Source organism: Klebsiella sp. C360, assembly GCF_048822415.1.
In the GTDB taxonomy this organism is placed as follows: domain Bacteria; phylum Pseudomonadota; class Gammaproteobacteria; order Enterobacterales; family Enterobacteriaceae; genus Klebsiella; species Klebsiella quasipneumoniae.
The window spans coordinates 58,836-82,122 of sequence record NZ_JBMEZZ010000002.1 but is presented as its reverse complement, the minus strand read 5'-3'; the positions used below and the strand labels follow the sequence as shown (position 1 = coordinate 82,122).

Here is a 23,287-nt window from a genome sequence, read left to right as displayed (position 1 = left end):
CGTAACCGATTGCATCTACCCTTTTTTGCAAATAATACTTGCCATCCCCTCTGAGCGCGTTACTATCGACTGAATAACCTGCTGATTTAAAGTTTGATCTTGCTCACATGTTACCCTCTCAATCCCCCGCAATTTTTACCGTTAGCCGCCTCAATCAGACGGTGCGTCTGCTGCTTGAGCGCGAAATGGGCCAGGTCTGGATCAGCGGCGAGATCTCTAACTTCAGCCAGCCTTCTTCCGGCCACTGGTACTTCACCTTAAAAGACGATAACGCCCAGGTGCGCTGCGCGATGTTCCGCAACAGCAACCGCCGGGTCACGTTTCGCCCGCAGCATGGGCAGCAGGTGCTGGTTCGCGCCAACATCACCCTGTATGAGCCGCGCGGCGACTACCAGATTATCGTCGAAAGCATGCAGCCCGCCGGCGAAGGGTTGCTGCAGCAGAAGTATGAGCAACTGAAAGCGCAGTTAACCGCGGAAGGGCTGTTCGATCAAAAACATAAGCAGGCGCTCCCCTCCCCCGCCCGCTGCGTCGGGGTCATCACCTCGAAAACCGGCGCCGCGCTGCACGATATTCTTCATGTCCTCAGACGCCGCGACCCCGGGCTGCCGGTGATCGTCTACCCGACCGCGGTCCAGGGTGACGATGCCCCCGGGCAGATTGTGCGCGCCATCGCGCTGGCGAACGCGCGTCAGGAGTGTGACGTGCTGATTGTCGGACGCGGCGGCGGTTCGCTGGAGGATCTGTGGAGTTTTAACGATGAGCGGGTGGCGCGCGCTATCTTCGCCAGCCAGATCCCTATCGTCAGCGCCGTCGGTCATGAAACCGACGTCACTATCGCTGATTTTGTTGCCGACCTGCGAGCGCCGACCCCTTCTGCCGCCGCGGAGATCGTCAGCCGTAATCAGCAGGAGCTGCTGCGCCAGCTGCAGGCCGGGCAGCAGCGGCTGGAGATGGCGATGGACTATTTCCTCGCCAGTCGCCAGCGCCGTTTTACCCAGTTGTTCCATCGTCTGCAGCAGCAGCACCCGCAGCTGCGGCTGGCCCGCCAGCAGACCGCACTGGAACGCCTGCGCCAGCGGATGCGCATCGCCGTGGAATCGCAGCTTAAACGCGCCGAGCAGCGGCAAAAGCGCACTGTTCAGCGCCTGAATCACTATAACCCGCAGCCGCGTATCCACCGGGCGCAATCGCGCGTCCAGCAGCTGGAATACCGGCTGGCGGAAACGATGCGTAGCCGCCTCAGCGAGCGGCGTGAACGGTTTGGTCACGCGGTGACCCATCTGGAGGCGGTGAGTCCCTTAGCCACCCTGGCGCGCGGCTATAGCGTCACTTCGGTGAGCGACGGCACGGTGTTGAAGCAGACAAAACAGGTCAAAACCGGCGATCTGCTCACCACCCGCCTGAAAGACGGCTGGGTCGAAAGTGAAGTGAGGCAGATTGCGCCGGTGAAAAAAACGCGGGCCAGAAAGCCATCGCCGCCTAAACCAGCGGAATAAACTCCACCCGTTTTTTCGAGATCAGGCCGTGCCCGTGCTGGCAAAAGTAATCCACCGCGCCGCACGCCTTCAGCACCTCCAGCGGCTGGTGGCATTCCGGGCAGCGCGCCTCAAGGGCAAATACCCTTTCGCACTGAGCGCAATGCGCGCTGCTGCCTTTGACATCTAACGGCGCGTGGCACAGAGGGCAATCAAGTTCCATAACCATTCCTTTCAACGTTTATCTGCACCTATTTTATCATGTTCCGGGTTTAATGAGGGCCGCGTAATTGCTGCTGCAACCTGAGCAGCCATTCCACTTCCTCAAGCCGACGCCGCGTCAGCCCGGCCACGCTTTCCGGCGCCCGGGTAAACACATTCTCCGCGCCAAGGATCTGCTCATCGAGACAGTGCGCATAGATCGCTCCGGGCCGGGTCCAGCGCTGGATCCGCTCGCCGTCCTGTAGCGTCGCCACCTCGCCATCAGGGGCGCGATCGAGGGCAAGCAGTCGCCCGTCCCGCAGCCCTATCCGCATTCCCTTTTGCCCGCCCGCGGGACCGGCATATTTGTTAAGCCAGATATTCAGCGGAATATCGCCAAGGCGTCCCTGCAGATGCGCCTCTCCCTCGGCAGTGACCGTATCCCCATGAGCAATATCTCGGCCGAGACGGTCTTTCGCCGCCCGAACGGCGAGGTCCAGCGTCACATCGCCCCCGCAGCCGAGCAGCGTTTCCCGCAGCATCGCCAGGACATGGGTACCGATATCGAGGATCACGCCGTCAGGATGACGCAGCCGCCGGGTATCCAGCTCGCCGGTGGCAAAGTTAAGCGCGACCGGTTCTCCGGCAGCGTTAAAGCCGCTTGGCTCCTGCAAATAGCCTTCTATCCAGGCGATATCCTGCGCTGAAAGGTGCGGCGGCGGCAGGCCGCTGCCCTCCTCTTCCGCCTGCCACGGCGGAGCAAGAGCGTTCAGGGCTAACCCACGCGCCATCCAGTGGTCGAGAGCCAGCACCCGACCGGCCTCCCCCGCCGGCGCCAGCAGCGCCCGCAGCCGCGCGGCCTGCTCAAGGTTGGCCACAATCGGTTTCTCCACCACGATGCGGGGAATGGCGCTGGCTAACGCCCTCTCCAGCACGGGCAGGTGCTGGAGGGATGACGTGGTGATGAAGAGCGTATCCAGGGGTTTGGCCAGCAGCGCCGACAGCGAACTGCAGCGCTGGATCCCCGGCAGCGCTCTGCTGCTGTCCAGGTCATAGCCCTGGCAGCTGTCAATACGGTATCCGAGGCGACGCAGCGCCGGTAAATAGGCGGTTTCCACCACCGCGCCGAGGCCGATAAATCCAATTTGCATGTTTAGTCCACCCCTGAGCCGATCTGTTCCCGGCGAAGTATCGCGGGATTATGGCGGATGGTTTTGACATTTACCGGCATTGCGGCCACAAAAAAACCCGCCGAAGCGGGTTTAATGATTATTTGCTTTTCTTGATGTGCTTGATCAGGCGCTTACGTTTCCGCATCTGGTTCGGCGTCAGGGTGTTGCGCTTGTTGGCGAACGGGTTTTCCCCTTCCTTGAACTGGATACGGATTGGCGTACCCATCACGTCCAGGGATTTACGGAAATAGTTCATCAGATAGCGCTTGTAGGAATCCGGCAGATCCTTCACCTGGTTACCGTGGATCACCACGATAGGCGGGTTGTAGCCCCCGGCGTGGGCATATTTCAGCTTCACGCGACGGCCGCGAACCAGCGGTGGCTGATGATCTTCCGCCGCCATGTTCATGATCCGGGTGAGCATCGCGGTGCTTACGCGGCGGGTTGCGCTATCGTAGGCTTCACGTACCGATTCAAACAGGTTGCCGACGCCGCTGCCGTGCAGGGCGGAGATGAAGTGCACCCGGGCAAAGTCGATAAAGCCCAGACGATAGTCGAGGGTCTCTTTCACCTGCTCCTTCACTTCCTGGCTCAGGCCGTCCCATTTGTTGACGACGATCACCAGGGAGCGGCCGCTGTTGAGGATAAAGCCCAGCAGCGACAGATCCTGATCGGAGATGCCTTCGCGGGCATCAATCACCAGCAGCACGACGTTGGCGTCTTCAATCGCCTGCAGCGTCTTGATGACCGAGAATTTCTCCACCACGTCAGTAATTTTGCCGCGCTTGCGCACCCCGGCGGTATCGATGAGCACGTATTCGCGCTCGTCACGCTGCATCGGGATGTAAATGCTGTCGCGGGTGGTGCCCGGCATATCGTAGACCACCACGCGATCTTCGCCGAGGATGCGGTTGGTGAGCGTCGATTTACCGACGTTAGGACGTCCGACAATCGCCAGCTTGATCGGCAGATCCTGCGGATTGAAATCGTCTTCCGGCTCTTCTTCCGCTTCACCATTCTGCTCAGCTTCGAATTTTGCCCAGTATTCGGCGTCTTCATCCACTTCTTCCTGAGGATTAACCTCATCGACCCATGGCAGCAGGGCCTGCTCAAGCAGGCTGGTCACGCCGCGGCCGTGCGAAGCGGCAATAGGATAGATATCGCCCAGGCCGAGCGACCAGAAGTCCGCCATCGCCTGGTCGACGTCGATGCCGTCGGTTTTGTTAGCCACCAGGAAGGTGGGCTTTTCACGAGAGCGCAGGTGTTTAGCGATCGCGATGTCCGCCGGCATCAGGCCCGCGCGCGCATCGACCATAAACAGCACCACATCGGCCTCTTCGATTGCCAGCAGCGACTGCTCCGCCATCCGGGTTTCCACGCCCTCTTCCGTACCATCAATACCACCGGTATCGATACAGATGAATTCGCGGCCTTCGACTTCGGCCCGACCGTACTTACGGTCACGAGTCAGCCCCGGGAAATCCGCAACCAGCGCATCACGAGTGCGCGTCAGGCGGTTAAAGAGCGTGGATTTTCCAACGTTAGGGCGCCCGACAAGCGCGACCACAGGTATCATGTTAAATGCCTCATACAATCACTAAGCAACATCGTCATAACGACGTTTTTAAAAAAGTCAAAACGGCCCCTGTCTGCCAGGGGCCGTTTCTTAATCACTCACGACAGCGGTAATTAACGCGTAATCGCGTACAGCGTACCGTCTTTCGCCTGGATCAGCAGTCGACCATCGGCCACAACCGGGTCGGTCAGGAAACCGGAGCTGTCCACTTTCTGCTGCGCCACAAAATGGCCATCTTCCGGGTTCACCCAGTGCATATAGCCTTCGCTATCGCCGACCACCAGATTGCCATTATACAACACCGGCGCGGTCAGCAAACGGTGCAGCAGATCGCTTTGTGTCCAAAGGGTCACGCCGCCATCGGTAGTCAGCGCCAGCAGGCGGTCATTCTGGTCAACCAGATAGATACGGTTACCATCGACGATGAAATCATTCACCGAACCCAGCTCGCGCTTCCACATAATCTGGCCGCTGCGCAGATCCAGCGCGGTCAGGTTACCGTTGTAAGCCAGCGCATAGACAACGCCGTTGACGATAATCGGCGTGGTGTCGACATCGCTCAGACGGTCGATTTCCGTCGGCCCGGTGGCCGTGGAAATACGCTGCTGCCAAATCATCTGCCCCTGCTGCATCAATACCGCGCTGACGCGGCCATTGTCGCCGCCCACGATCGCCGCGCCGTAGGCGGTGGCCGGAGCGGATTCGCCGCGCAGGGAGAGCGCAGGCATATCCAGGTTAACCGTCCACTTCACGGCGCCATCGGTCTCATTCAGCGCCTGCAGCTGGCCGTTACTGGTGTGGACCAGCACCATGCCATCGCTCACCACCGGGCGCGACAGCGCTTCGCCGGCGACGCGGGTTTGCCAGGCAACGGTACCATCGCTGGTATTCAGCGCATACAGCTGCGCTTTCTCACTGCCGATATAAACATGACCGCCCGAGACGGTCACACCGCCGGAAAGCAGCGCCGGGGTGCGCGAGAACCAGCCATCTTTCTCCGCCAGATTCACCGACCACACCTCTTTGCCGTCGTCAGCGCTCAGCGCTTTGACGGTGCCTTTACGGTCAGCGGCATAGACCACGCCGTCGGCGAAGGCCGGATGAAGGTTAGAGTAAAATTCGCCGATACCATCGCCAACCGAGGTGCTCCAGGACGTGGACGGCGTAAACTGGTTTTCTACCGTCGGCAGCGGTGACATTTTCACCACATCTTCTTCGCTATTAAACAGCGAACACCCGCTCAGCAAGGTAACGGAAAGCAGCCCTGGCAAAAGTAATTTACGCAATTGCATCGAGTCCCTCTCAGATGGACAAATTATTCATTTTCATACGCATCATTTCGCTGAGCGCAGGAGAAGCATCGCTTTTCACGCCAGCTTCCCACGCCGCACGGGCCCCTTGCTTATCGCCTTTGCTCAACAGAATTTCGCCGCGCAAATCAGCCACAATCGCGGTCCAACCTTCGCCTTTAATGCTGTCGAGGGTTTTCAGCGCCGCATCAGCCTGCTTCATCTGCAGCTGAACGCGGGCAAGACGCATACTGATAACCGATTTCAGGTTATCATCAGACGCGGCCGCCAGCCCCTGCTGAAGCTGCTTTTCGGCGTTCGGCAGATCGTTCTGTTCAACAAAATGCTGTGCCAGCTCGAGAGAGGCGAAGGCGCCGTAGGTATTTTTATTGTCAGCCGCGAACTTCTCCGCCCCTGACAGCACGTCTGGCGTATTTGATTTCAGCGCGGAAGTCGCCTTTTCGTAAGCCAGCGACGCGTCTCTGGCGGTATCCTGCTGATGGGAGGTCCAGTAGCGCCAGCCAACCAGCGCGCCAATCCCTAAAATCACCCCGACCGCCAGCGCTTTGCCGTTTTCGGCAAAGAAGCGCTTCAGCGCATCGACCTGATCGTTCTCGTTGTTAAAAGTTTCCACGCAGTCCTTCTCCTGACTAATAATTCCCGGGAGATTAACCCAGAAGTGTGCGCAAATGCGCGGCAACGCTCTCCTGCGTTACGGTAGTTTGCTCACCTGAGCGTAAATCCTTCACTACCACGTTTCCGTCAGCGATCTCTGACTCACCCACCACCAGGGCGATACGTGCGCCCCATTTATCGGCACGGGCGAACTGCTTCTTAAAGTTGCCGCCGCCGTGGTTGGTCATCAGTTTCACGCCGGGCAGCGCATCGCGAACCTGCTCAGCCAGACGCATGGCGGCGGACTGAGTATCGGTCCCGGAGGCTACCAGGTATATATCGACAACAGGATCGGCTTTAAATTCCGGATTCACTGCCTGGACCAGTAAAACAAGACGTTCCAGACCCATGGCGAAGCCCACGCCCGGGGTGGCACGACCGCCAAGCTGCTCAACCAGGCCGTCGTAACGGCCGCCGGCGCAGACGGTGCCCTGAGAACCGAGACTGGTGGTCACCCACTCAAACACGGTGCGGTTATAGTAGTCGAGGCCGCGCACCAGGCGCTGGTTGACGGTATAGCGGATCCCGGCATCGTCAAGCAACGCGCACAGGCCGGCAAAGTGGGCTTTCGACTCTTCGTCGAGATAATCGCCGAGCGCCGGCGCGTCGTTCAGCAGCGCCTGCACGTCCGGGTTTTTGGAGTCCAGCACCCGCAGCGGATTGGTATACATCCGGCGTTTGCTGTCTTCATCAAGCTTATCGGTAAACTGCTCGAGATAAGCCACCAGCGCGTCGCGGTAGTTGGCGCGGGCTTCCAGAGAACCTATGGAGTTCAGCTCAAGGCTGACATGATCGGAGATGCCCAGCTCACGCCACCAGCGCGCGGTCAGCATGATCAGCTCCGCATCGATGTCCGGCCCCTGCAGGCCGAAAACTTCGGCGCCGATCTGATGGAACTGGCGGTAACGGCCTTTCTGCGGACGCTCGTGGCGGAACATCGGCCCGACGTACCACAGGCGCTGTTCTTGATTGTACAGCAGACCATGTTCGATGCCGGCTCGTACGCAGCCCGCCGTCCCTTCCGGACGCAGCGTCAGGTTGTCGCCATTGCGGTCCTCAAAGGTGTACATCTCTTTTTCAACCACGTCGGTCACTTCGCCGATCGCGCGTTTGAATAACGGGGTCTGCTCTACAATCGGCAAACGGATTTCGCTGTAACCGTAGCTACCGAGCACCTGCTTCAGTGAGCCTTCAATGCGCTGCCAGAGAGCGGTTTCGCCCGGCAGATAATCGTTCATGCCACGGATGGCTTGAATGTTCTTTGCCACGTTTATTCTCTTTATATATACAAAAATGAACCCCGGCGCCTCGCGCCCGCAGGTTCAATCATACACGGGAAGCGTATCGCTTCCCAACACGTTATTTTGCTTCAAGCTGTTGAACGTCAATCCGACGGGCTTCATCGAGCATCGAGGCTTTGGCGCGGATCCGCGCTTCCAGCTGGTCGATCATGTCGTTGTTGTCCAGGCGATCTTTACGCACGCCGTCTTCATACAGGCCGCTTTTCTTGTTGCCGCCGGTCACGCCGAGGGTGGAAACCAGCGCTTCGCCCGGGCCGTTCACCACGCAGCCGATGATCGAAACATCCATCGGAGTGATGATATCTTCCAGACGTTGCTCCAGGGCGTTCACCGTCCCGATAACGTCAAACTCCTGACGCGAACAGGTCGGGCAGGCGATGAAATTAATACCGCGGGAACGAATACGCAGCGATTTGAGGATATCGAAGCCGACTTTGATCTCCTCCACCGGATCCGCCGCCAGCGAGACGCGCAGCGTATCGCCGATCCCTTCGGACAACAGCAGCCCAAGACCGATCGCCGATTTCACCGCGCCGCTGCGCGCGCCGCCCGCTTCGGTGATCCCAAGGTGCAGCGGTTGATCGATCTGTTTCGCCAGCAGGCGATAAGACTCTACCGCCAGGAAGACGTCGGAGGCTTTAACGCTGACTTTAAACTGGTCGAAATTGAGGCGATCGAGATGATCGACATGGCGCATGGCGGATTCGAGCAGCGCCTGCGGCGTCGGCTCGCCATATTTTTCCTGCAGATCTTTTTCCAGCGAGCCGGCGTTAACGCCGATGCGGATCGGGATATTTTTATCGCGCGCGCAATCTACGACCATGCGGATGCGCTCTTCGTTGCCGATGTTGCCCGGGTTGATACGCAGGCAGTCGACGCCGTATTCCGCGACTTTCAGCGCAATACGGTAGTCAAAGTGGATATCGGCGACCAGCGGGACGTTGACCTGCTGTTTGATTAGTTTGAACGCCTCGGCGGCGTCCATCGTCGGAACAGAAACGCGGACAATATCCGCGCCCACGCGCTCTAACGCTTTGATTTGATTTACGGTTGCCGCCACATCAGTGGTGCGCGTATTAGTCATTGACTGAACGGCGATGGGAGCCCCATCGCCAATTGGCACATTACCAACGTAAATACGTTTAGATTTTCTACGTTGAATCGGAGCCTGGTTATGCATGAAAAATCTCCCGCGTTACCCGTCTGTTACTGCGCCGGTGATGATTCGGCATTAAGGGTCAGACGCGCAACCTGGTTAGTTCTGATAAAACGACTTAAATCGACAGGCTTGCCCAGATACTGGATCTCTACCGCAGCCGGGGCGCCAATTTTCAGCTTATACGGCGCCTGACCGCTCAGGTTCAGGTTGCCGCCTTTACGCTGCAGGCCGCTGAACAGTTTTTTGCCGGTGGCATCGCTCACTTCCAGCCAGCAATCGGCGGAAAAGTTCATCACCAGATCCTGCGCCGCCGCCGCCGGGTTCGTCACGTTCGCCTGATCGGTCGGCAATGGCGAGGCCGGTGTAGCCGGCGCCGTCGGCGCCGCGCCTGCGGTATCGACATTGGCCTGGGAAGGCGCGACAACGGCGTTATTGTCCGCCGGCGTCTGGGCCGGGGCGCTGGTGGTCGGGGCGCTGGCGGTATCGGTTGGCGCGCTGTTCGCAGCGCTATCGGCGGTCGGGGCTGCCGGGGCGCTGGTATCCAGCGGCACGCTCTGGCTGCTGGTGTCGCCGCTGTTCAGCTCAGCGGAAGACTGATCGGCCATGGTGGAGATCTCTTCCTGCTGCGCCTTATGGTCTTGCCACCACCAGGCGCCGCTCAGGCCGATAACCACAAACAGCACCAGCCAGGTGAAGCTCATCAGCCAGCCGTCGCGTTTTTTGCGACGTTTACCTAAAGAGAAGCTCTGCATTGGCGCGACTTTCGCCGCGCGGATGGGCGCTTGCTTAGCCATCATCGGCAGCAGCTCGTCTTCCGGGATATGTACGAGGCGAGCATAGGAGCGGATGTACCCGCGCAGGAAGGTGGAAGCGAGGTCGGCAGGCGCCTTATCGTCTTCAATATCACGAACCGTGGACACCTTCAGGCATAAGCGTTCTGCCACCGCTTGCTGGCTAAGTCCGAGTTGTTCGCGGGCGTGACGCAGACGCGCGCCCGTGGTGTTTGCTTCTTGATGATCTTGAGTGGCTTCAGTATTCATTCGCTACAACTACTGGTACGTGAAATTTAAAGTTCAGCGCGGGAAAAAGCCGGCGCCGCGAGACATCTGTGGTACGTCAGCCTCACAGTATAGGACTGTCAGCCGCGCGATCACAGAGACGAATCAAAATTGAATGCTAAGCGGTTGTTGTGCCGCTACATACTGCCTCAAAGTCGACAAAAACGCACCGTAATTATTAACCGAATCAGCGTATTTCGCCTGGCTATTGGTCATAAATATGACCCGTGCCGCCTGCGCTGCACGGGCCATCATTTGTCAGACCGCTTTTACGTCAATCGCTTCGCCCTGCATCCGCTTACGCAGCGTGCGCTTGGTACGGTCGATGACGTCGCCCGCCAGCTGACCGCAGGCGGCATCGATATCGTCGCCGCGCGTTTTACGCACGATGGTCGTAAAGCCGTACTCCATCAGAACTTTGGAGAAACGGTCGATGCGGCTGTTGGAGCTGCGGCCATACGGCGCGCCCGGGAACGGGTTCCATGGGATCAGGTTGATCTTGCACGGCGTATCTTTCAGCAGCGCCGCCAGTTCGTGGGCGTGCTCGGTGCCGTCGTTGACATGATCCAGCATCACGTACTCGATGGTCACCCGGCCCTGGTTGGCGTTGGACTTCGAAATATAGCCGCGCACCGAGTTGAGGAAGGTCTCGATGTTGTACTTTTTGTTGATCGGGACGATTTCGTCACGAATGGTGTCGTTCGGCGCGTGCAGGGAGATGGCCAGCGCGACGTCGATCATATCGCCGAGTTTATCCAGCGCCGGCACCACGCCGGACGTCGACAGGGTGACGCGACGTTTGGAGAGGCCAAAGCCGAAATCGTCGAGCATGATTTCCATTGCCGGAACGACATTGTTGAGGTTCAGCAGCGGCTCGCCCATGCCCATCATCACCACGTTGGTGATCGGACGTACGCCGGTGGTCTTCACCGCGCCGACGATTTTCGCCGCGCGCCAGACCTGGCCGATAATTTCGGAAACCCGCAGGTTGCGGTTAAAGCCCTGCTGGGCGGTGGAGCAGAATTTACACTCCAGCGCGCAGCCTACCTGGGAGGAGACGCACAGGGTGGCGCGGTCTTCTTCCGGGATATAGACGGTCTCGACGCGCTGATCGCCAACGGCAATCGCCCATTTAATGGTCCCGTCGGTTGAGCGTTGCTCTTCAACCACTTCCGGGGCGCGGATCTCCGCCACTTCTTTCAGTTTACTGCGCAGGACTTTGTTGATGTCAGTCATCTCATCAAAATCGTCGCAGCAGTAGTGATACATCCATTTCATCACCTGATCGGCGCGGAAAGGCTTCTCGCCCATGTTTTTGAAAAACTCGCGCATCTGCTGACGGTTTAAATCCAGCAGGTTGATTTTGGCATCTTTGTTCGGCACCGTCAGAGCGGCGGTATCAGGCGTGACAATTTGTTCAGACATAATGTTTTCCGGCCTCGTTATTACACGTTATGGCCCCAGGTGGGTTGAAAAAGAAACGCCCCGGAGAGCGACAGCTCGTCCAGGGGCGCTATATTCTACAAATTCTGGCGCATGGAAGCCATGCCTGCACGCAGTCAATGATAAAAAAATCGTAACCGTGTGCTTAATCCTCTATGGCTTTTCGATTGTCGCAAGGCGGCAAGCAAGTGAATCCCCGGGAGCATAGATAACTATGTGACCGGGGTGAACGCGCGTAGCCAACGCCGCGACGGTCGAAAAGACGAGGTTCGTATCTCCATAGTATTTCAGGTCACAGCGAGGCGGCGAGTTCGCTAATCCCCGGGAGCATAGATAACTATGTGACCGGGGTGCGCGAAGGAAGCCAACAATGCTGTGGCGTGAAAGACGCAGGAGATTAGCGAGTGCGCGGGCAAACCTCGCCTTCAGCAAAGAAGAACGCGATTTCGCGTGCAGCGGATTCTACAGAGTCGGAACCGTGGGTGCCGTTCTCGGTGAAGCTGTCAGCGTAGTCAGCGCGCAGGGTACCCGCCAGGGCGTTTGCCGGGTTGGTGGCGCCCAGCAGGTCACGGTGACGCTGAACGGCGTTTTCGCCTTCCAGGACGGAAACCACGATCGGGCCGGAGGTCATGAACTCAACCAGACCGTCGAAGAACGGGCGACCTTCGTGCTCAGCATAGAAACCACGAGCCTGCTCTACGGTCAGGTGCAGCATTTTGGTGCCGACGATTTTGAACCCTGCAGCTTCAAAGCGGGAAAAGATGCTGCCAATAACGTTTTTTGCCACCGCGTTTGGTTTGATGATGGAAAAAGTACGTTCAATAGCCATGATTACCTCTAATTAAATGTTCTGTTGTTGCGCATACGATCGTATGGCCTGGCGCGCATTATAATGAGCATCCCCGCCCCTGCCTACGGCTGAAGGTAACATTTTGTTAAAATAAGATGAGTATTGAAAACACAAACCGCCAACAACAAATTTACCCTGGTTATTGCAGGGTAAAACGCGCGGCCGCCGTTTGTCCTGCCTCATCCATCACCACCAGCTGCCACTCGCCGGGCTTATCCAGAGTTAGCGTGGTTCTCGCGCCGGCGGCATCTATCGGCTGGCCGTTGATAAACCACCAGCGCCGCCCTTCACCACCGCTGGTTTGCAGGGGCAACATCACCCGCGCCTCCCCCGGCAGACGTTTAATCACCGCCCCCTCGCGAACCCCGGAGAGCACCAGCGGCGCGGCATCCTGAGTTTGCAACGGCGGGCATGCCTTCGATGCCGGCCCCAGACGCGCGGAGCGACGTTCCCCCGGCGGTAGCCAGGGATCCAGCGGCAGCGGCCAGACCTCCACCACACTTTCGCGCGCCCCGGGACAATCCGCCGCCACCCGTTCGCCGTGTTCATTGCGCCACACCGGGAAGCGGATCCCGCGCACGCCCTCCTGCCCCGGCAGCAGCAGGGTCGGCGGCTGGCTGTCTTCCAGCAGCCAGCTGGCCAGGCGACGACGGCAGTTGCTGTCGCCCGCCGGCAGCGCCTGGCCGCCGGGCCAGCAGAGCGTTCCGCGGCTAACCGTTGCCGGTCGCGGATCGACCGGCAGGCCGCCGCGGCTCATCGCCGGGCGGGCGAGCAGCAGATTATTGACCTGATTGAGCAACGGCACCGCGCTGGCGAAGCCAAACTGCCCCACCACCGGCGTACCGTCCGGACGCCCGGTCCAGATGCCAATCAGATAACGCGCATTGAGGCCCACCGCCCACGCATCGCGATACCCGTAGCTGGTGCCGGTCTTCCAGGCCAGCGGCACCACTTGCGGGAGTGAGGCATCGGGAACCGGCTGCGCTTCGCCGGCCAGGATGCGCCGGACGATCCACGCCGCCCCCGGGGATATCAGCGCCCTTTCCACCAGCGGGTCTCCGGGCGTCATGCGCAGCCGCGCCGCCTTCCCGTGGCGGGCAAAGGCGCTGTACGCCGCGACGATATCTTCCAGCCTCGCTCCGGCGCCGCCGAGGATCAACGACAGATTCGGCTCGGCGCCGGCGGGCAGCATCAGGGGCAACCCGGCATTGCGCAAATTCGCCGCGAAACGTTTGGGCCCGTAGGCTTCGAGCACCTGGACCGCCGGCAGATTCAGGGAGCGCACCAGCGCGTCGCTGGCGCTCACCGGGCCGTGAAAGCCGCTGTCAAAGTTACCGGGGCGATAATCGCTAAAGCGCCGCGGCACATCCTGCAATAACGACGCCGGATGGATCAGTCCTTCATCCATCGCCAGCGCATAAATAAAGGGTTTCAGCACCGACCCAGGCGAACGGACCGCCGACGCCATATCAATGTGGCCAAAGCGACTGTCGTCCGTAATATCCGCCGACCCCACCCAGCCGCGGACTTTCATATCCGTGTGGTCGACGACAACCATCGCCAGCGAACTGCGCGGCGGCAGGCGCGACTTCCAGTTCAGCGCCAGATCCTCGAGCTGCCGCTGCAGTCCGGCATCCAGGGTCGTCACCACCTTTTCCTCACGACTGGTCGCCAGCGCCCGGCGGGCGAAGAGCGGCGCCAGCTGCGGCATCTGCCGCGGAAACAGCCACACCGGCTCCTCCATCGCCTCCTTTACCGCCAGCCTCGGCCAGACGCCCTGGCTGACCATGCGCGCAAGGACTTTATCCCGCGCCGCCTGGGCCCGCTGCGGCCAGCGGTCCGGACGTAAACGGCTGGGCGCCTGGGGCAGCACCGCCAGCAGCGCCGCCTCGCCGTAGCTGAGCTGCGCGGGCGGCTTGCCGAGATAAGCCCAACTGGCCGCGCCGATCCCCTGCAGGGTGCCGCCAAAGGGCGCACGGTTCAGATACAGGGTCAGGATTTCGCTCTTTGACAGATGCCACTCCAGCTGCAGCGCCCGCCACAGCTGGCGCAGCTTGCCGCCGAAAGTGCGGGGGTGGGGATCGAGCAGGCGCGCCACCTGCATGGTGAGGGTACTGCCGCCGGAAATGACCCGCCCGGAGGTGAGATCCTGCCAGGCGGCGCGCACTACAGCGAAGGGATTGACCCCCGGATGGCGCCAGAACCAGCGGTCCTCATACTGAATAAGCGCCTGCAGATAGCGCGGCGACACGTCGGCGAGAGTCACCGGATAACGCCAGACGCCCTGCGCGTCGGCAAACCGCCACAGGGGGGTCCCGTCCTCCGCCACGACCACCCGGGCAGGCGTGACGTCATGCAGCGGCAGCGGCCACAGGCGATCGGCGGTCATAACCGCCAGCCACAGCAGAAAAATAAACGCCGCCAGCCAGCGCCAGCGGCGTTTTACCCGATGCACTACGCGCATTTACGGCGTCACGGTGAGCGGACCGCTGGCGGTCCCGGTCGCCCGCCACTGCGGCACATACATCGATTCCACCTGCGACTGCGGGACCTGGTAGGTGCCCGGCGTGACCGCCCGCGCCAGGTAGACCAGCGTCACCGGCTGACCTTCATTGACCGCGACAGCGGCGACGAAGCGGTCGTCGCGGAACTCGATATGCTGAATATCGGCCTGCTGCATCTGGTTAAGGAGGTTTTGCACCGCTTCGCCATTCTCCTGCAGGCTGGCGCTGCTGTTGGCCAGATTCTGGTTTTCCAGCTCGAGTCCCGCCGGCAGCAGGTCAACCACCAGCGCGTCAGGCACGTTGCGTCTGGCGGTCACCTCCAGCTTGACCAGCACCAGTTCGCCGCTGCGCAGCGACGACAGCGACTTCTGCCGCCCCTGGGTATCGAAAACGGCGCGTTCAATCCCCAGGACGTTGCCGCCTGGCTGCGGCGCGCTTTGCGGATAGCCGCTGCTGTCCAGACGCAGCCACAGCGGTTGACTGCCGGTGTTGCTCACCTGCAACGTCGCCAGCCGATCGCCGTCGAGGTTACGGGTTTGCGCTTTATCGCCGGCCAGCGGCTCAGCCTGCAGCGAGGTTTGCGCCTGCCAGTCGCCCGGCAGGTCGGCCAGCGTACGTCCGGCAAGGAACAGGGCGTTGGTTTCCTGGGTCGACAGCCAGCGCTGGCCGTAGGCCTCTTCCGACAGCGTGCTCAACAGCGTGTTTTGCACCTCCGGCAGCAGCTTGTTCTCTTCCAGCAGCGCCAGCTTCAGCGCGTCATCGCGAAGCGGGCTGCCGTAATCGCCCAGCCAACGATTCTCATCATGGCGCGGCGTGGTAACCGCCAGCTTCATGGCCTCATCGCCGCGCGGCGCATCGCCCATGGTTTTCAGCGCAATGCCGAGCTGCAGCAGCGGCAGGCCGGATCGCGCCTGGTCGTGACGGCTCCAGATTTCACGCAATGCGCCGAGCGGGGCTTTTTGCTGACGCGCCAGCACCAGTGCGGCGTATGCCTGGGCGGCAAAGCGGCTGGCCTGGGCGTCGTCGCTGTAGCGCACGTTCATCAGCCCCGGCTCCTGAAGATAGCGCAGCAGGCGTTCGTTACCTTTATTAATGGCGTTGACCGGTACGCTATAGCCCTGCTCGCCCGCGCGAACAAGGAAATCCATGGCGTAAGCGGTCAGCCAGTACTCTTCCGGCCCCTCTTTATCCCATAGCGCAAAGCCGCCGTTTTCCAGTTGCATCTGCAGCAGGCGCGAGATCCCGACATCGATTGCCGCGCGACGTTTTTCGTCGCTGTCCCCGCTGATGCCCAGCGCTTTTAGCTGCGCCGCGCTGGTATACAGGGAGGGGAACAGGCCGCTGGCGGTCTGCTCAAGGCAGCCGTAAGGATAGGCTTTCAGGTCGCGGATATAGCGCGCAAGATTCAGCGGCGGCTTGCCGCTGAGCAGCAGCTGGCCCTGCAGCGTCTGCGGGGCGAAACCTGCCGATTGCGCCGCCGGCGCCTGCCAGCTTTCGCCGGGCTGCAGCACGGCGCCGCTGTTGACGGTCTGCGCCGGGAACGCCGGACGAACGCCGATTTTCCACTGCTTCTGCAGCGGGGCGAAGGTTTCCCCCGGCAGGCTCAGGCCGCTGATAGTGGCGCTCACCTGGCCATCGCCATAGCCCGGCAGCGCGCTCACCGGCACAAACAGCGTGCTGCGCGCCCCCGGCGCCAGCTGCACCGACGTTAGTTGACCCTCGGTCAAGGTCACCAGTCCGCTGGCGGCAAGATGTACCTGCAGAGTTTGCGGTTTATCGGTCAGGTTGCTGAGATCCAGCGCCAGACGGGTGGTGTCGCCGCTGGCGAGGAAGCGCGGGGTATTCAGCTCGGCGATGACCGGGGCGGCCACCACCACTTTATCTTCGCTGCTGCCGAAGTCATCCGCCGTCCAGGCCTGAGCCATCACACGCAGCTCGCCGTTAAAATCACCGATCGGCAGCGTCACCGTCCCTTCGCCCTGATCGTTCAGCACCACCGGCTGCGCCTGTTGGGCGATGATGGTCACATGGTTAACCGGGGGTTTACCGCCACGTTTTAACTCGTCGCCATCGCCGCCGAAGCGCAGACTGGCCACACGCCCCTGCCCTTCAATCACCTGGCCGTAAATATCATAAATATCCGCCCCATAACGTTTCTGGCCGAAGAAGGCGTTCCACGGATCCGGGGTGGCGTAATCGGTAATATTCAGCACCCCGCTATCGACAGCCGAGAGCAGAACGTTAACCTGCTTCGGCGCCTCTCCCTCTTTGACGCTGGCTTTCACTTTCACCGTCAGCGGCTGGTTGGGGCGCATTTTATCCGGGGCCTCCAGCGCCAGCGTCAGGCGACGGTTTTCATCGCCCAGCGGCAGATGCAGCAGGCCCACCGCGCGTTTCGGCGTCGCCGAGCGGGATTTATCGCCGGGGCGAACCACCAGCGTGCTGAGGTAGAGGTCGTGGCGATTCCAGGCGTTATCCACCGGGATCGACAGGTCCATCCCCTCGGCGGGTACGTCAATCTCCTGCCACCACAGCGGCCCTTCGCTGGATTCCACCATCGCGTAGCCTTTACCCGCCGCCGGGGCGGCGATGTGCAGCCTGATGGTGTCGCCCGGCTTATAGCTCGGTTTATCCAGCTTCATGGTGACCCGGTCCGGGCGCGCTGCGCCGGTGCCTTCGCTGTTATCCTGCCAGCTGTAGCCCGCCCAGAAGCGCACGCTGCTGACGACATCGTCCGGTCCTTTCACCTCCAGGCGATAGGAGCCCCACTCTACCGGAAAGCTCACTTTACCGATCTGGCCGGCCTGCAGATCCAGCGACTCCTCGCCCTCCTGCAGATCTTTTTGATCGAACTGCGACTGCCAGCCTTCGCTATCGGACCAGTTCCAGTAATAATCCCGGCGCTCGCGGATCAGCCGTACCTGCAGGCCGGAAACGGCTTTTTTCTCGCCTTTGGCGTCGGCATAGACGATATCGAACGCGGCGTTGCTGTTTTCATCCACCACCGGCTGCTTCACCGTGGTGTCGGTGCGGTAGTCGTAAACGTCCTTCAGGGTAAATTGCGGGCGGATCCCCGGCAGCGCCTCGGCAGGCCAGATCGGCTGCTTAACCGTACGGGTGACCGGACGCCCACCGGACTCCAGCAGGCTCGCCTGCAACACCACCTGCAGCGGCGAATGGCTATCCTGCCACTGGCTGGAGGTGGTCACTTCGCCATGGCCTTTTTCATCCAGCGTCAGCTGGACTTCATCAAGGCTGCGGGAGAGATTTTCTTCTGCGATATCGCCGAACTCAAAGCCCGGCAGCGCGGCGACGGCGTCGCGAAGCGGGCGCAGGAACAGTTTGCCCTGCAGCGTGTTGCCGCTGGCCGGCGCGCCGTAGAGATAAGCGCCGCTGACGTCAAAGGCGACATCGGCATTCGGCTCGACCGGCGCCGCCTGCGGCGTCAGCTTCAGCGCCATGCGTTCCGGCATAAAGTCTTCGACGTGGAAATCCCACTCGCGGGGCTGGTTGTCGCCGGTGCTGGCGCGAATGTGCCACATGCCGGTGGCCGCGCCGCTGTCGAGCGGATAAGTAAACTGGTACAGGCCGTTAACCGGTTTGCTCATCACCGAGCGGATCACCTGGCCATCCGGCTGGACCACCTCCAGCTTCACCGGCTGTTCCGCCAGCGGTTTGCCATCGCTATCGCGCAGCAGCGCATTGAGGATCACCGTTTCGCCCGGACGATAGAGATCCCGTGGGCCAAACATAAAGAACTGTTTGCTGAAGCCTGGCGCGCCGGCAATGGAGAACTCCGCCAGATCCAGCGCCGGCAGTTTGAGGTCGAGCAGCGTGGTCTGTCCCTCTTTGCGCGCCAGCAGCAGCGCGGCTTCTTTATCGGTTTGCAGGGTGACGTGGCCCTGGCTATCGCTTTTCGCCTGCGCCAGGGTCTGCCCTTTGGCGTTGAGCAGCTGGACATCGATACCAGACTGGGCGGCGCCGTTTTCCAGGCTCTGGGTAAAGACGTCCAGCCGGTTGTGGTAGCGATGCGCCGACACGCCGATGTCGCTAAGGGTAAACAGCGTCGCCGCGTTGCTGTAGCTATAATGACCCGCCGGGTTCATGACCGCCACGTAGACGCCAGGCTGCTGGAGCGGCTTGATGTCGCTCAGCGGCAGCAGCAGCTTTTCGCGGGTATTGCGCGCCGGATTGAGGTCAAAGCGGCCGCTGTATACCAGATCGGCCATCTTCAGCAGCTCGTCGGATTCCCAGTTGCTTAATGAATTGCGGTATTCCCACTGGCTGACGAAGGCCGAGAGCGATTCCGGCTTAATGCGGAAGAAGTTCACGTCGACGTTATCGACGTTCAGCGCCATCACCGGCAGCCCGGCGATCACGTTGCCCGGCAGCAGCGAGCCGCGGCTGGCAAATCCGACGCTTGGCGCGATATCGCGGGTAGTCAGGGTCTTCTCGAACGGTTTATCGAGCGTCGCCTTGTTCAGGGCGGTCAGCGTCGGGTCGACCGAGACAATCAGCTCGCGCTTTGGCTCAAGGTGACGCAGACGCAGCTCTTTCAGGTTCGGCGCCAGCTCCCACGCGCCATCTACCTTACCGCTCTTCTTATCCACCAGGTGCACGCTGCGGGAGAAATCCTGGTCCGGCTGCAGCGGTACGGAAAAGGTCAGCACCAGGGTCGCGGCGCCATCCAGCTGCACCTCCGAGGCGTCGAGCAGCGTCAGCGCTTTGCCCTGGCTTTTTTCCGCCAGCGCCGCCAGCTGGGCGCTGTCCGGTTTTGCCGCCGCGCCAGGGCCGCTATCGGCGGCCGGCGTCGGGGCCGTAGCCTGCGGTGTACCGCTGTCATCACACCCGGTTAATGAAAATGCGGTAAGGAGCGCCAGTGACAGCGCCGCTAAACGAAATGGTTTCATCCTTCTAACCCCTCGGCCGGTGGGCCTGATGCAAATTATCACTTTTTATTATGCGTTAAGGCGGCGCTTCTCAACAGTGATGACGCGGGTTTCTGCCGATTAATCAGAAAAGTGCCGTGACGTCGTCCCCACTCTGGCGTCCTTAACTTGTCAGCACCCGATAAAACGCCGACAATTCAGTCATGAATAGTAAAACGGAGGCACCTATGTCCACCTCGTTTTTTGTCGCCGCCGACTGGCTGGCGGAACATATTGATGACCCGGAGATCCAGATTATCGACGCCCGCATGGCGCCCGCCGGGCAGGAGGCCCTGCGCGATATGGCCGCGGAGTACCGCGCCGGCCACGTGCCGAACGCGCTGTTTTTCGATATCGAGGCGCTGTCCGATCACACCAGCCCGCTGCCGCATATGATGCCGCGCGCCGAGGCGTTTGCCGTGGCCATGCGCGAACTGGGCGTCTGCAGCGATAAGCACCTGGTCGTCTATGACGAAGGCAATCTGTTTTCCGCCCCGCGCGCCTGGTGGATGCTGCGCGCCTTTGGCGTGGAGAAAGTGTCGATTCTGGCCGGTGGGCTGGAGGGCTGGCGTCGCGACGAGCTGCCGCTGGAACAAGGGGTGCCGGAGGTGGCCGAAGGAGAATTCGACGTGCGATTCGATCCTCAGCAAATTAAGCGCCTGACCGACGTGCTGCTGGTCAGCCATGAAGGATCGGCGCAGATTGTCGATGCGCGTCCGGCAGCCCGGTTTAACGGCCAGGCTGACGAACCGCGCCCGGGCCTGCGGCGCGGGCATATCCCCGGCGCGCTGAACGTCCCGTGGACAGAGCTGGTGATTAACGGCGAGTTGAAGACCGTCGACGAGCTGAACGACATCTTTTTGCGTCAGGGCGTCGATTTTGATCGGCCCATTATCGCCAGCTGCGGGTCCGGCGTGACGGCGGCGGTGGTCGTGCTGGCGCTCACCACGCTTGGCGTGAACGGCGTCTGCCTGTACGACGGCTCATGGAGCGAATGGGGGGCGCGCAGCGATCTGCCGATTGAACCGGCTCCTGCCGCTCAGTAAACGCCGCATGGCCGCGGACGTCCCGTCCCGCGGCCACTAAATAATTTCTGATTTTCTCCGCCTCATTCTCCTGCCAGTCGCTAAACCAGCTACTCTGTGCTGCCGCAGGGCTTGCGCCTGCCCTGTTGGCTTTACTGCCGCCCACTATATAAGGAAATTGAATGATGGCTTTTTCATTAGCGGATCTCATGGATGTCGTACACAAGCACAACCGCAATCCCACCCCGAAACCGATGCCCGTAGACGAAGTGGATCGCCTGCGCGTCCGGAAATACCGTGATCCGCAAAATAGCGAAACCGTGGCGCTTCCGGAGAGTCTGAAAGCGCTGCTGGCCTACGATTGCCAGCTGACAAGCCCCTACGGTCAACGGGTGCTGGAATCGGTTCTGAACGCCATTGATGAACATGGCGTACTGCTTTCCGACTCACTGGATGAAGAGGCTTATTATATGAATGGCCTTGATATGATCGGGCTGGATTTTGAAGAGCTAATGCCCGTCTGGAACAACGATCCGCGTCTTCCTGCCCTGATTCGCCTCTGCCATCCCGGGGATCAGCAGGTATTTATCTACGTCACCGAGCGTGATGAACAGGGTGAATATCCTGTCGTCCGCTTCGAGGGTAAAGAAAATGAGCTTTGGCTGGCAGAATCGTCGCTGATTGAATATTTGCAGGGGATTTTTACCGGTGGAAAGGAGAGCCACGACGAATGGCAGCATCAACAAGCCCTCAACGAGTCACGCGATGGCGCCTTGCTGGAGCTGGAATATATTCATGAGGATCTTTACGCCAGGCTCGAAGGTTGTCCTGACTAATTCACCATCTCCCACCGATAGCGCGATTAACGCGCGCCGTCGGGGCCAGCGCCAGGATTGAGCGTTTAATCTATAACCTGATGGCACCACAAGGAGTGAAAATGGCATTAGTCTCCAACCCACATTCTGCTTATTCCCCGCGCCTTCCCTGGCTGGGAGGCATAGCTGGCCTGCTGGTCGGCGGCGCAATCCTCTACTTTTGGCCGCAATGGAACCGGACATGGTTAAGCCTGGTTCCTGCGCCCGTTTCCGTTTATACCCGCTTTCTCGGCGTCACTTTGGAAGACGTCCCGCTGATCACCTATGGTCATCAGGCGCTGCTGGGTTTTCTGATGGTGCTGCTCGCGCCCGGTTACGGTAAATCGACGCTTGCCGCATGGATGATGCACAACCCGGCGTCAAGCCGCCGCTGGCCCGGCGAGGTACTCCGTGCCTGGGCGATGAAATTTGGCCTGCTGGTCATGGTATTTTGCAATCTGTTCTTTTTGTCCCGGGTCGGATCCGGGACCCTGGCGTTTTATATTTTTATTCTCCAGCACGTCAGCGTTGCCGCGGCGGTGGCATCAGGGGTGCTGCTGCTGCGTGACGCCCGACGTCTGGCCCGCACGTTCGACGCTCAGCTGGCGGATCTGCGCCTTCTGATGCTCCTCACCCTCGGGTTCCAGACGATTTTGCCGGCGCAGATCGCGCTGATGAGCGCCCGGGGCGTGAATACGCCGCTGGGCTGGTATATCGTCATTGCGCAGATGGTAGGGGTGTTACTGGCGTTTATGCTGGTCGCCGGGCTGGTAGCAGCGCTACGCTATCTGCTGGGAGAGGAAAGGTGCCGTGCCTGGCGCGGTGATATGGCGCTCTTCAACGGCGTCGTCACGCTGTGCGTGACGGGATTTCTGCTCTATAACATGGTGTCAGCCTATCCGCGGATCGTTGCCGCCCTGCATTAACCTTTGCAATTCCGCTTTTGCATCGAGCTGAAAGCATACCGAAACCGGGGGCAACCGCCCCCGCTGTCAGATAATGCGATTTTGTTTGAAATCGCGCAGGAAGCTGCCCCAGCGCTTTTCATAGAACGGCGTGATATGGGCAATCATAAAGTGGCTGATGCCCTTCTCGCCTTCCACCACCTGGCAAATATCGATCGGCTCATCGCCGGGCAGGGTATCGGTGGCCACGCTGCCGGTGGTCTGAATGATGGACTCGATATCCCCTTCCGCTTCAATGCCGATCAGCAGATTAGCGGGCGCGTCGGCGTGCTCTTTGATCGAGCACAGGAACGCCCGCTTGACGGTTTTCAGCGTTTTGAACAGCGTGGTCAGCGAATCCACCATCTGTGCCGGCGGCTCGGCGACTTCAGACAGCAGCAGCGCTTCGCCCCCTTCCAGCACCGTCTGGGTGCTGAGCGGGCTGCCCTCTTCCCCGAGCAGATGGCTGATTTCGCGCGGGGTAAACGCTTTACCGTTCGGCAGCTTCGGGTTGAGGAACAGCGATTCACCGAGAGTCATCGCCATCAGCGTGCGGGCCGGCATCATCACGAAAGCCTGTTCATCTTCCACCGCCTGCTGCAGGGCCTCAAGCGAAGTGAAGAACGGAATGACCGACGTGCCGTCATCTTTTTCCCAGTGCTGTAGATCCAACGCGCTATCCACGACAATCTGCTCGCCATCGGCTGCGCGGCCTGGTACCCAGACGGTGGCCTCAAGCAGTGCGCTGAAAAATGCCGGACGATGAGCGGGCTCGGTAGCCGCTTTTTCCAGCAGGGTTTCTAATTCGTTTTTGGTTTCGGACATAGTTT

Annotated in this window: 17 protein-coding genes; 4 read left to right on the top strand and 13 right to left on the bottom strand. The window is 60.5% G+C overall.

Annotation, left to right across the window (positions count from 1 at the left end; all coding sequences use genetic code 11):
- The first annotated feature begins 107 nt into the window (after nt 1–107).
- Nucleotides 108–1,499 carry an exodeoxyribonuclease VII large subunit gene (gene xseA, locus ACOI7D_RS06290; protein ID WP_023290630.1) on the top strand — a complete coding sequence of 464 codons (1,392 nt, stop codon included), beginning with the start codon at nt 108–110 and terminating at the stop codon, nt 1,497–1,499.
- Here xseA and ACOI7D_RS06285 read toward each other — a convergent pair.
- The 12 genes from ACOI7D_RS06285 to ACOI7D_RS06230 all read right to left on the bottom strand — a co-directional run bounded on the left by ACOI7D_RS06285 (nt 1,483) and on the right by ACOI7D_RS06230 (nt 19,616).
- Nucleotides 1,483–1,701, bottom strand: coding sequence for a zinc ribbon domain-containing protein (locus ACOI7D_RS06285; protein WP_004201901.1), 219 nt, complete (start codon nt 1,699–1,701; stop codon nt 1,483–1,485). The genes xseA and ACOI7D_RS06285 overlap by 17 nt on opposite strands.
- A 49-nt stretch (nt 1,702–1,750) precedes the next feature.
- On the bottom strand, nt 1,751–2,830 hold the full coding sequence (locus tag ACOI7D_RS06280) for a Gfo/Idh/MocA family oxidoreductase (RefSeq protein ID WP_060590156.1): 1,080 nt from the start codon (nt 2,828–2,830) through the stop codon (nt 1,751–1,753).
- Nucleotides 2,831–2,948: 118 nt separating this feature from the next.
- Nucleotides 2,949–4,427, bottom strand: coding sequence for a ribosome biogenesis GTPase Der (der, locus tag ACOI7D_RS06275; RefSeq protein WP_004144309.1), 1,479 nt, complete (start codon nt 4,425–4,427; stop codon nt 2,949–2,951).
- Between the two features lie 113 nt (nt 4,428–4,540).
- Nucleotides 4,541–5,719 (bottom strand): outer membrane protein assembly factor BamB, encoded by a 1,179-nt coding sequence (gene bamB, locus ACOI7D_RS06270; protein ID WP_023290632.1) that lies wholly within the window; start codon nt 5,717–5,719, stop codon nt 4,541–4,543.
- A 10-nt stretch (nt 5,720–5,729) separates the two neighbouring features.
- Nucleotides 5,730–6,350, bottom strand: a complete 621-nt coding sequence (locus tag ACOI7D_RS06265; protein WP_023290633.1) for a YfgM family protein — start codon at nt 6,348–6,350, stop codon at nt 5,730–5,732.
- A gap of 34 nt (nt 6,351–6,384) precedes the next feature.
- The gene (hisS, locus tag ACOI7D_RS06260; RefSeq protein ID WP_109547059.1) at nt 6,385–7,659 is read right to left on the bottom strand and encodes a histidine--tRNA ligase; all 1,275 of its coding nucleotides are present in this window, start codon (nt 7,657–7,659) and stop codon (nt 6,385–6,387) included.
- A gap of 91 nt (nt 7,660–7,750) precedes the next feature.
- Nucleotides 7,751–8,872, bottom strand: coding sequence for a flavodoxin-dependent (E)-4-hydroxy-3-methylbut-2-enyl-diphosphate synthase (gene ispG / locus ACOI7D_RS06255; protein ID WP_004201890.1), 1,122 nt, complete (start codon nt 8,870–8,872; stop codon nt 7,751–7,753).
- A 26-nt stretch (nt 8,873–8,898) separates the two neighbouring features.
- Nucleotides 8,899–9,891 (bottom strand): cytoskeleton protein RodZ, encoded by a 993-nt coding sequence (gene rodZ, locus ACOI7D_RS06250; protein WP_023290635.1) that lies wholly within the window; start codon nt 9,889–9,891, stop codon nt 8,899–8,901.
- Between the two features lie 276 nt (nt 9,892–10,167).
- A complete protein-coding gene (locus tag ACOI7D_RS06245) occupies nt 10,168–11,334 on the bottom strand; it encodes a bifunctional tRNA (adenosine(37)-C2)-methyltransferase TrmG/ribosomal RNA large subunit methyltransferase RlmN (RefSeq protein ID WP_002913894.1) in 1,167 nt (388 codons plus the stop codon).
- Between the two features lie 415 nt (nt 11,335–11,749).
- Nucleotides 11,750–12,181 carry a nucleoside-diphosphate kinase gene (gene ndk, locus ACOI7D_RS06240; RefSeq protein WP_004144312.1) on the bottom strand — a complete coding sequence of 144 codons (432 nt, stop codon included), beginning with the start codon at nt 12,179–12,181 and terminating at the stop codon, nt 11,750–11,752.
- A 160-nt stretch (nt 12,182–12,341) separates the two neighbouring features.
- Complete coding sequence (pbpC, locus tag ACOI7D_RS06235; RefSeq protein ID WP_109547058.1) at nt 12,342–14,666, bottom strand: peptidoglycan glycosyltransferase PbpC; 2,325 nt, start codon at nt 14,664–14,666, stop codon at nt 12,342–12,344.
- Nucleotides 14,667–19,616: an alpha-2-macroglobulin family protein gene (locus ACOI7D_RS06230; protein ID WP_109547057.1), complete on the bottom strand. Its 4,950-nt coding sequence runs from the start codon at nt 19,614–19,616 to the stop codon at nt 14,667–14,669.
- A gap of 206 nt (nt 19,617–19,822) precedes the next feature.
- On the opposite strand from ACOI7D_RS06230, the gene sseA reads away from it, so the two are divergent.
- From sseA to ACOI7D_RS06215, 3 genes are all read left to right on the top strand, one after another.
- A complete protein-coding gene (sseA, locus tag ACOI7D_RS06225) occupies nt 19,823–20,680 on the top strand; it encodes a 3-mercaptopyruvate sulfurtransferase (protein WP_023290638.1) in 858 nt (285 codons plus the stop codon).
- A gap of 164 nt (nt 20,681–20,844) precedes the next feature.
- Nucleotides 20,845–21,495 (top strand): DUF5066 family protein, encoded by a 651-nt coding sequence (locus ACOI7D_RS06220; RefSeq protein WP_049013902.1) that lies wholly within the window; start codon nt 20,845–20,847, stop codon nt 21,493–21,495.
- Nucleotides 21,496–21,596: 101 nt separating this feature from the next.
- Nucleotides 21,597–22,439 carry a hypothetical protein gene (locus ACOI7D_RS06215; RefSeq protein WP_044524347.1) on the top strand — a complete coding sequence of 281 codons (843 nt, stop codon included), beginning with the start codon at nt 21,597–21,599 and terminating at the stop codon, nt 22,437–22,439.
- A gap of 66 nt (nt 22,440–22,505) precedes the next feature.
- On the opposite strand, the gene sseB is transcribed toward ACOI7D_RS06215, so the two are convergent.
- Nucleotides 22,506–23,282 carry an enhanced serine sensitivity protein SseB gene (gene sseB, locus ACOI7D_RS06210; RefSeq protein WP_109547056.1) on the bottom strand — a complete coding sequence of 259 codons (777 nt, stop codon included), beginning with the start codon at nt 23,280–23,282 and terminating at the stop codon, nt 22,506–22,508.
- Between the last annotated feature and the right edge of the window lie 5 nt (nt 23,283–23,287).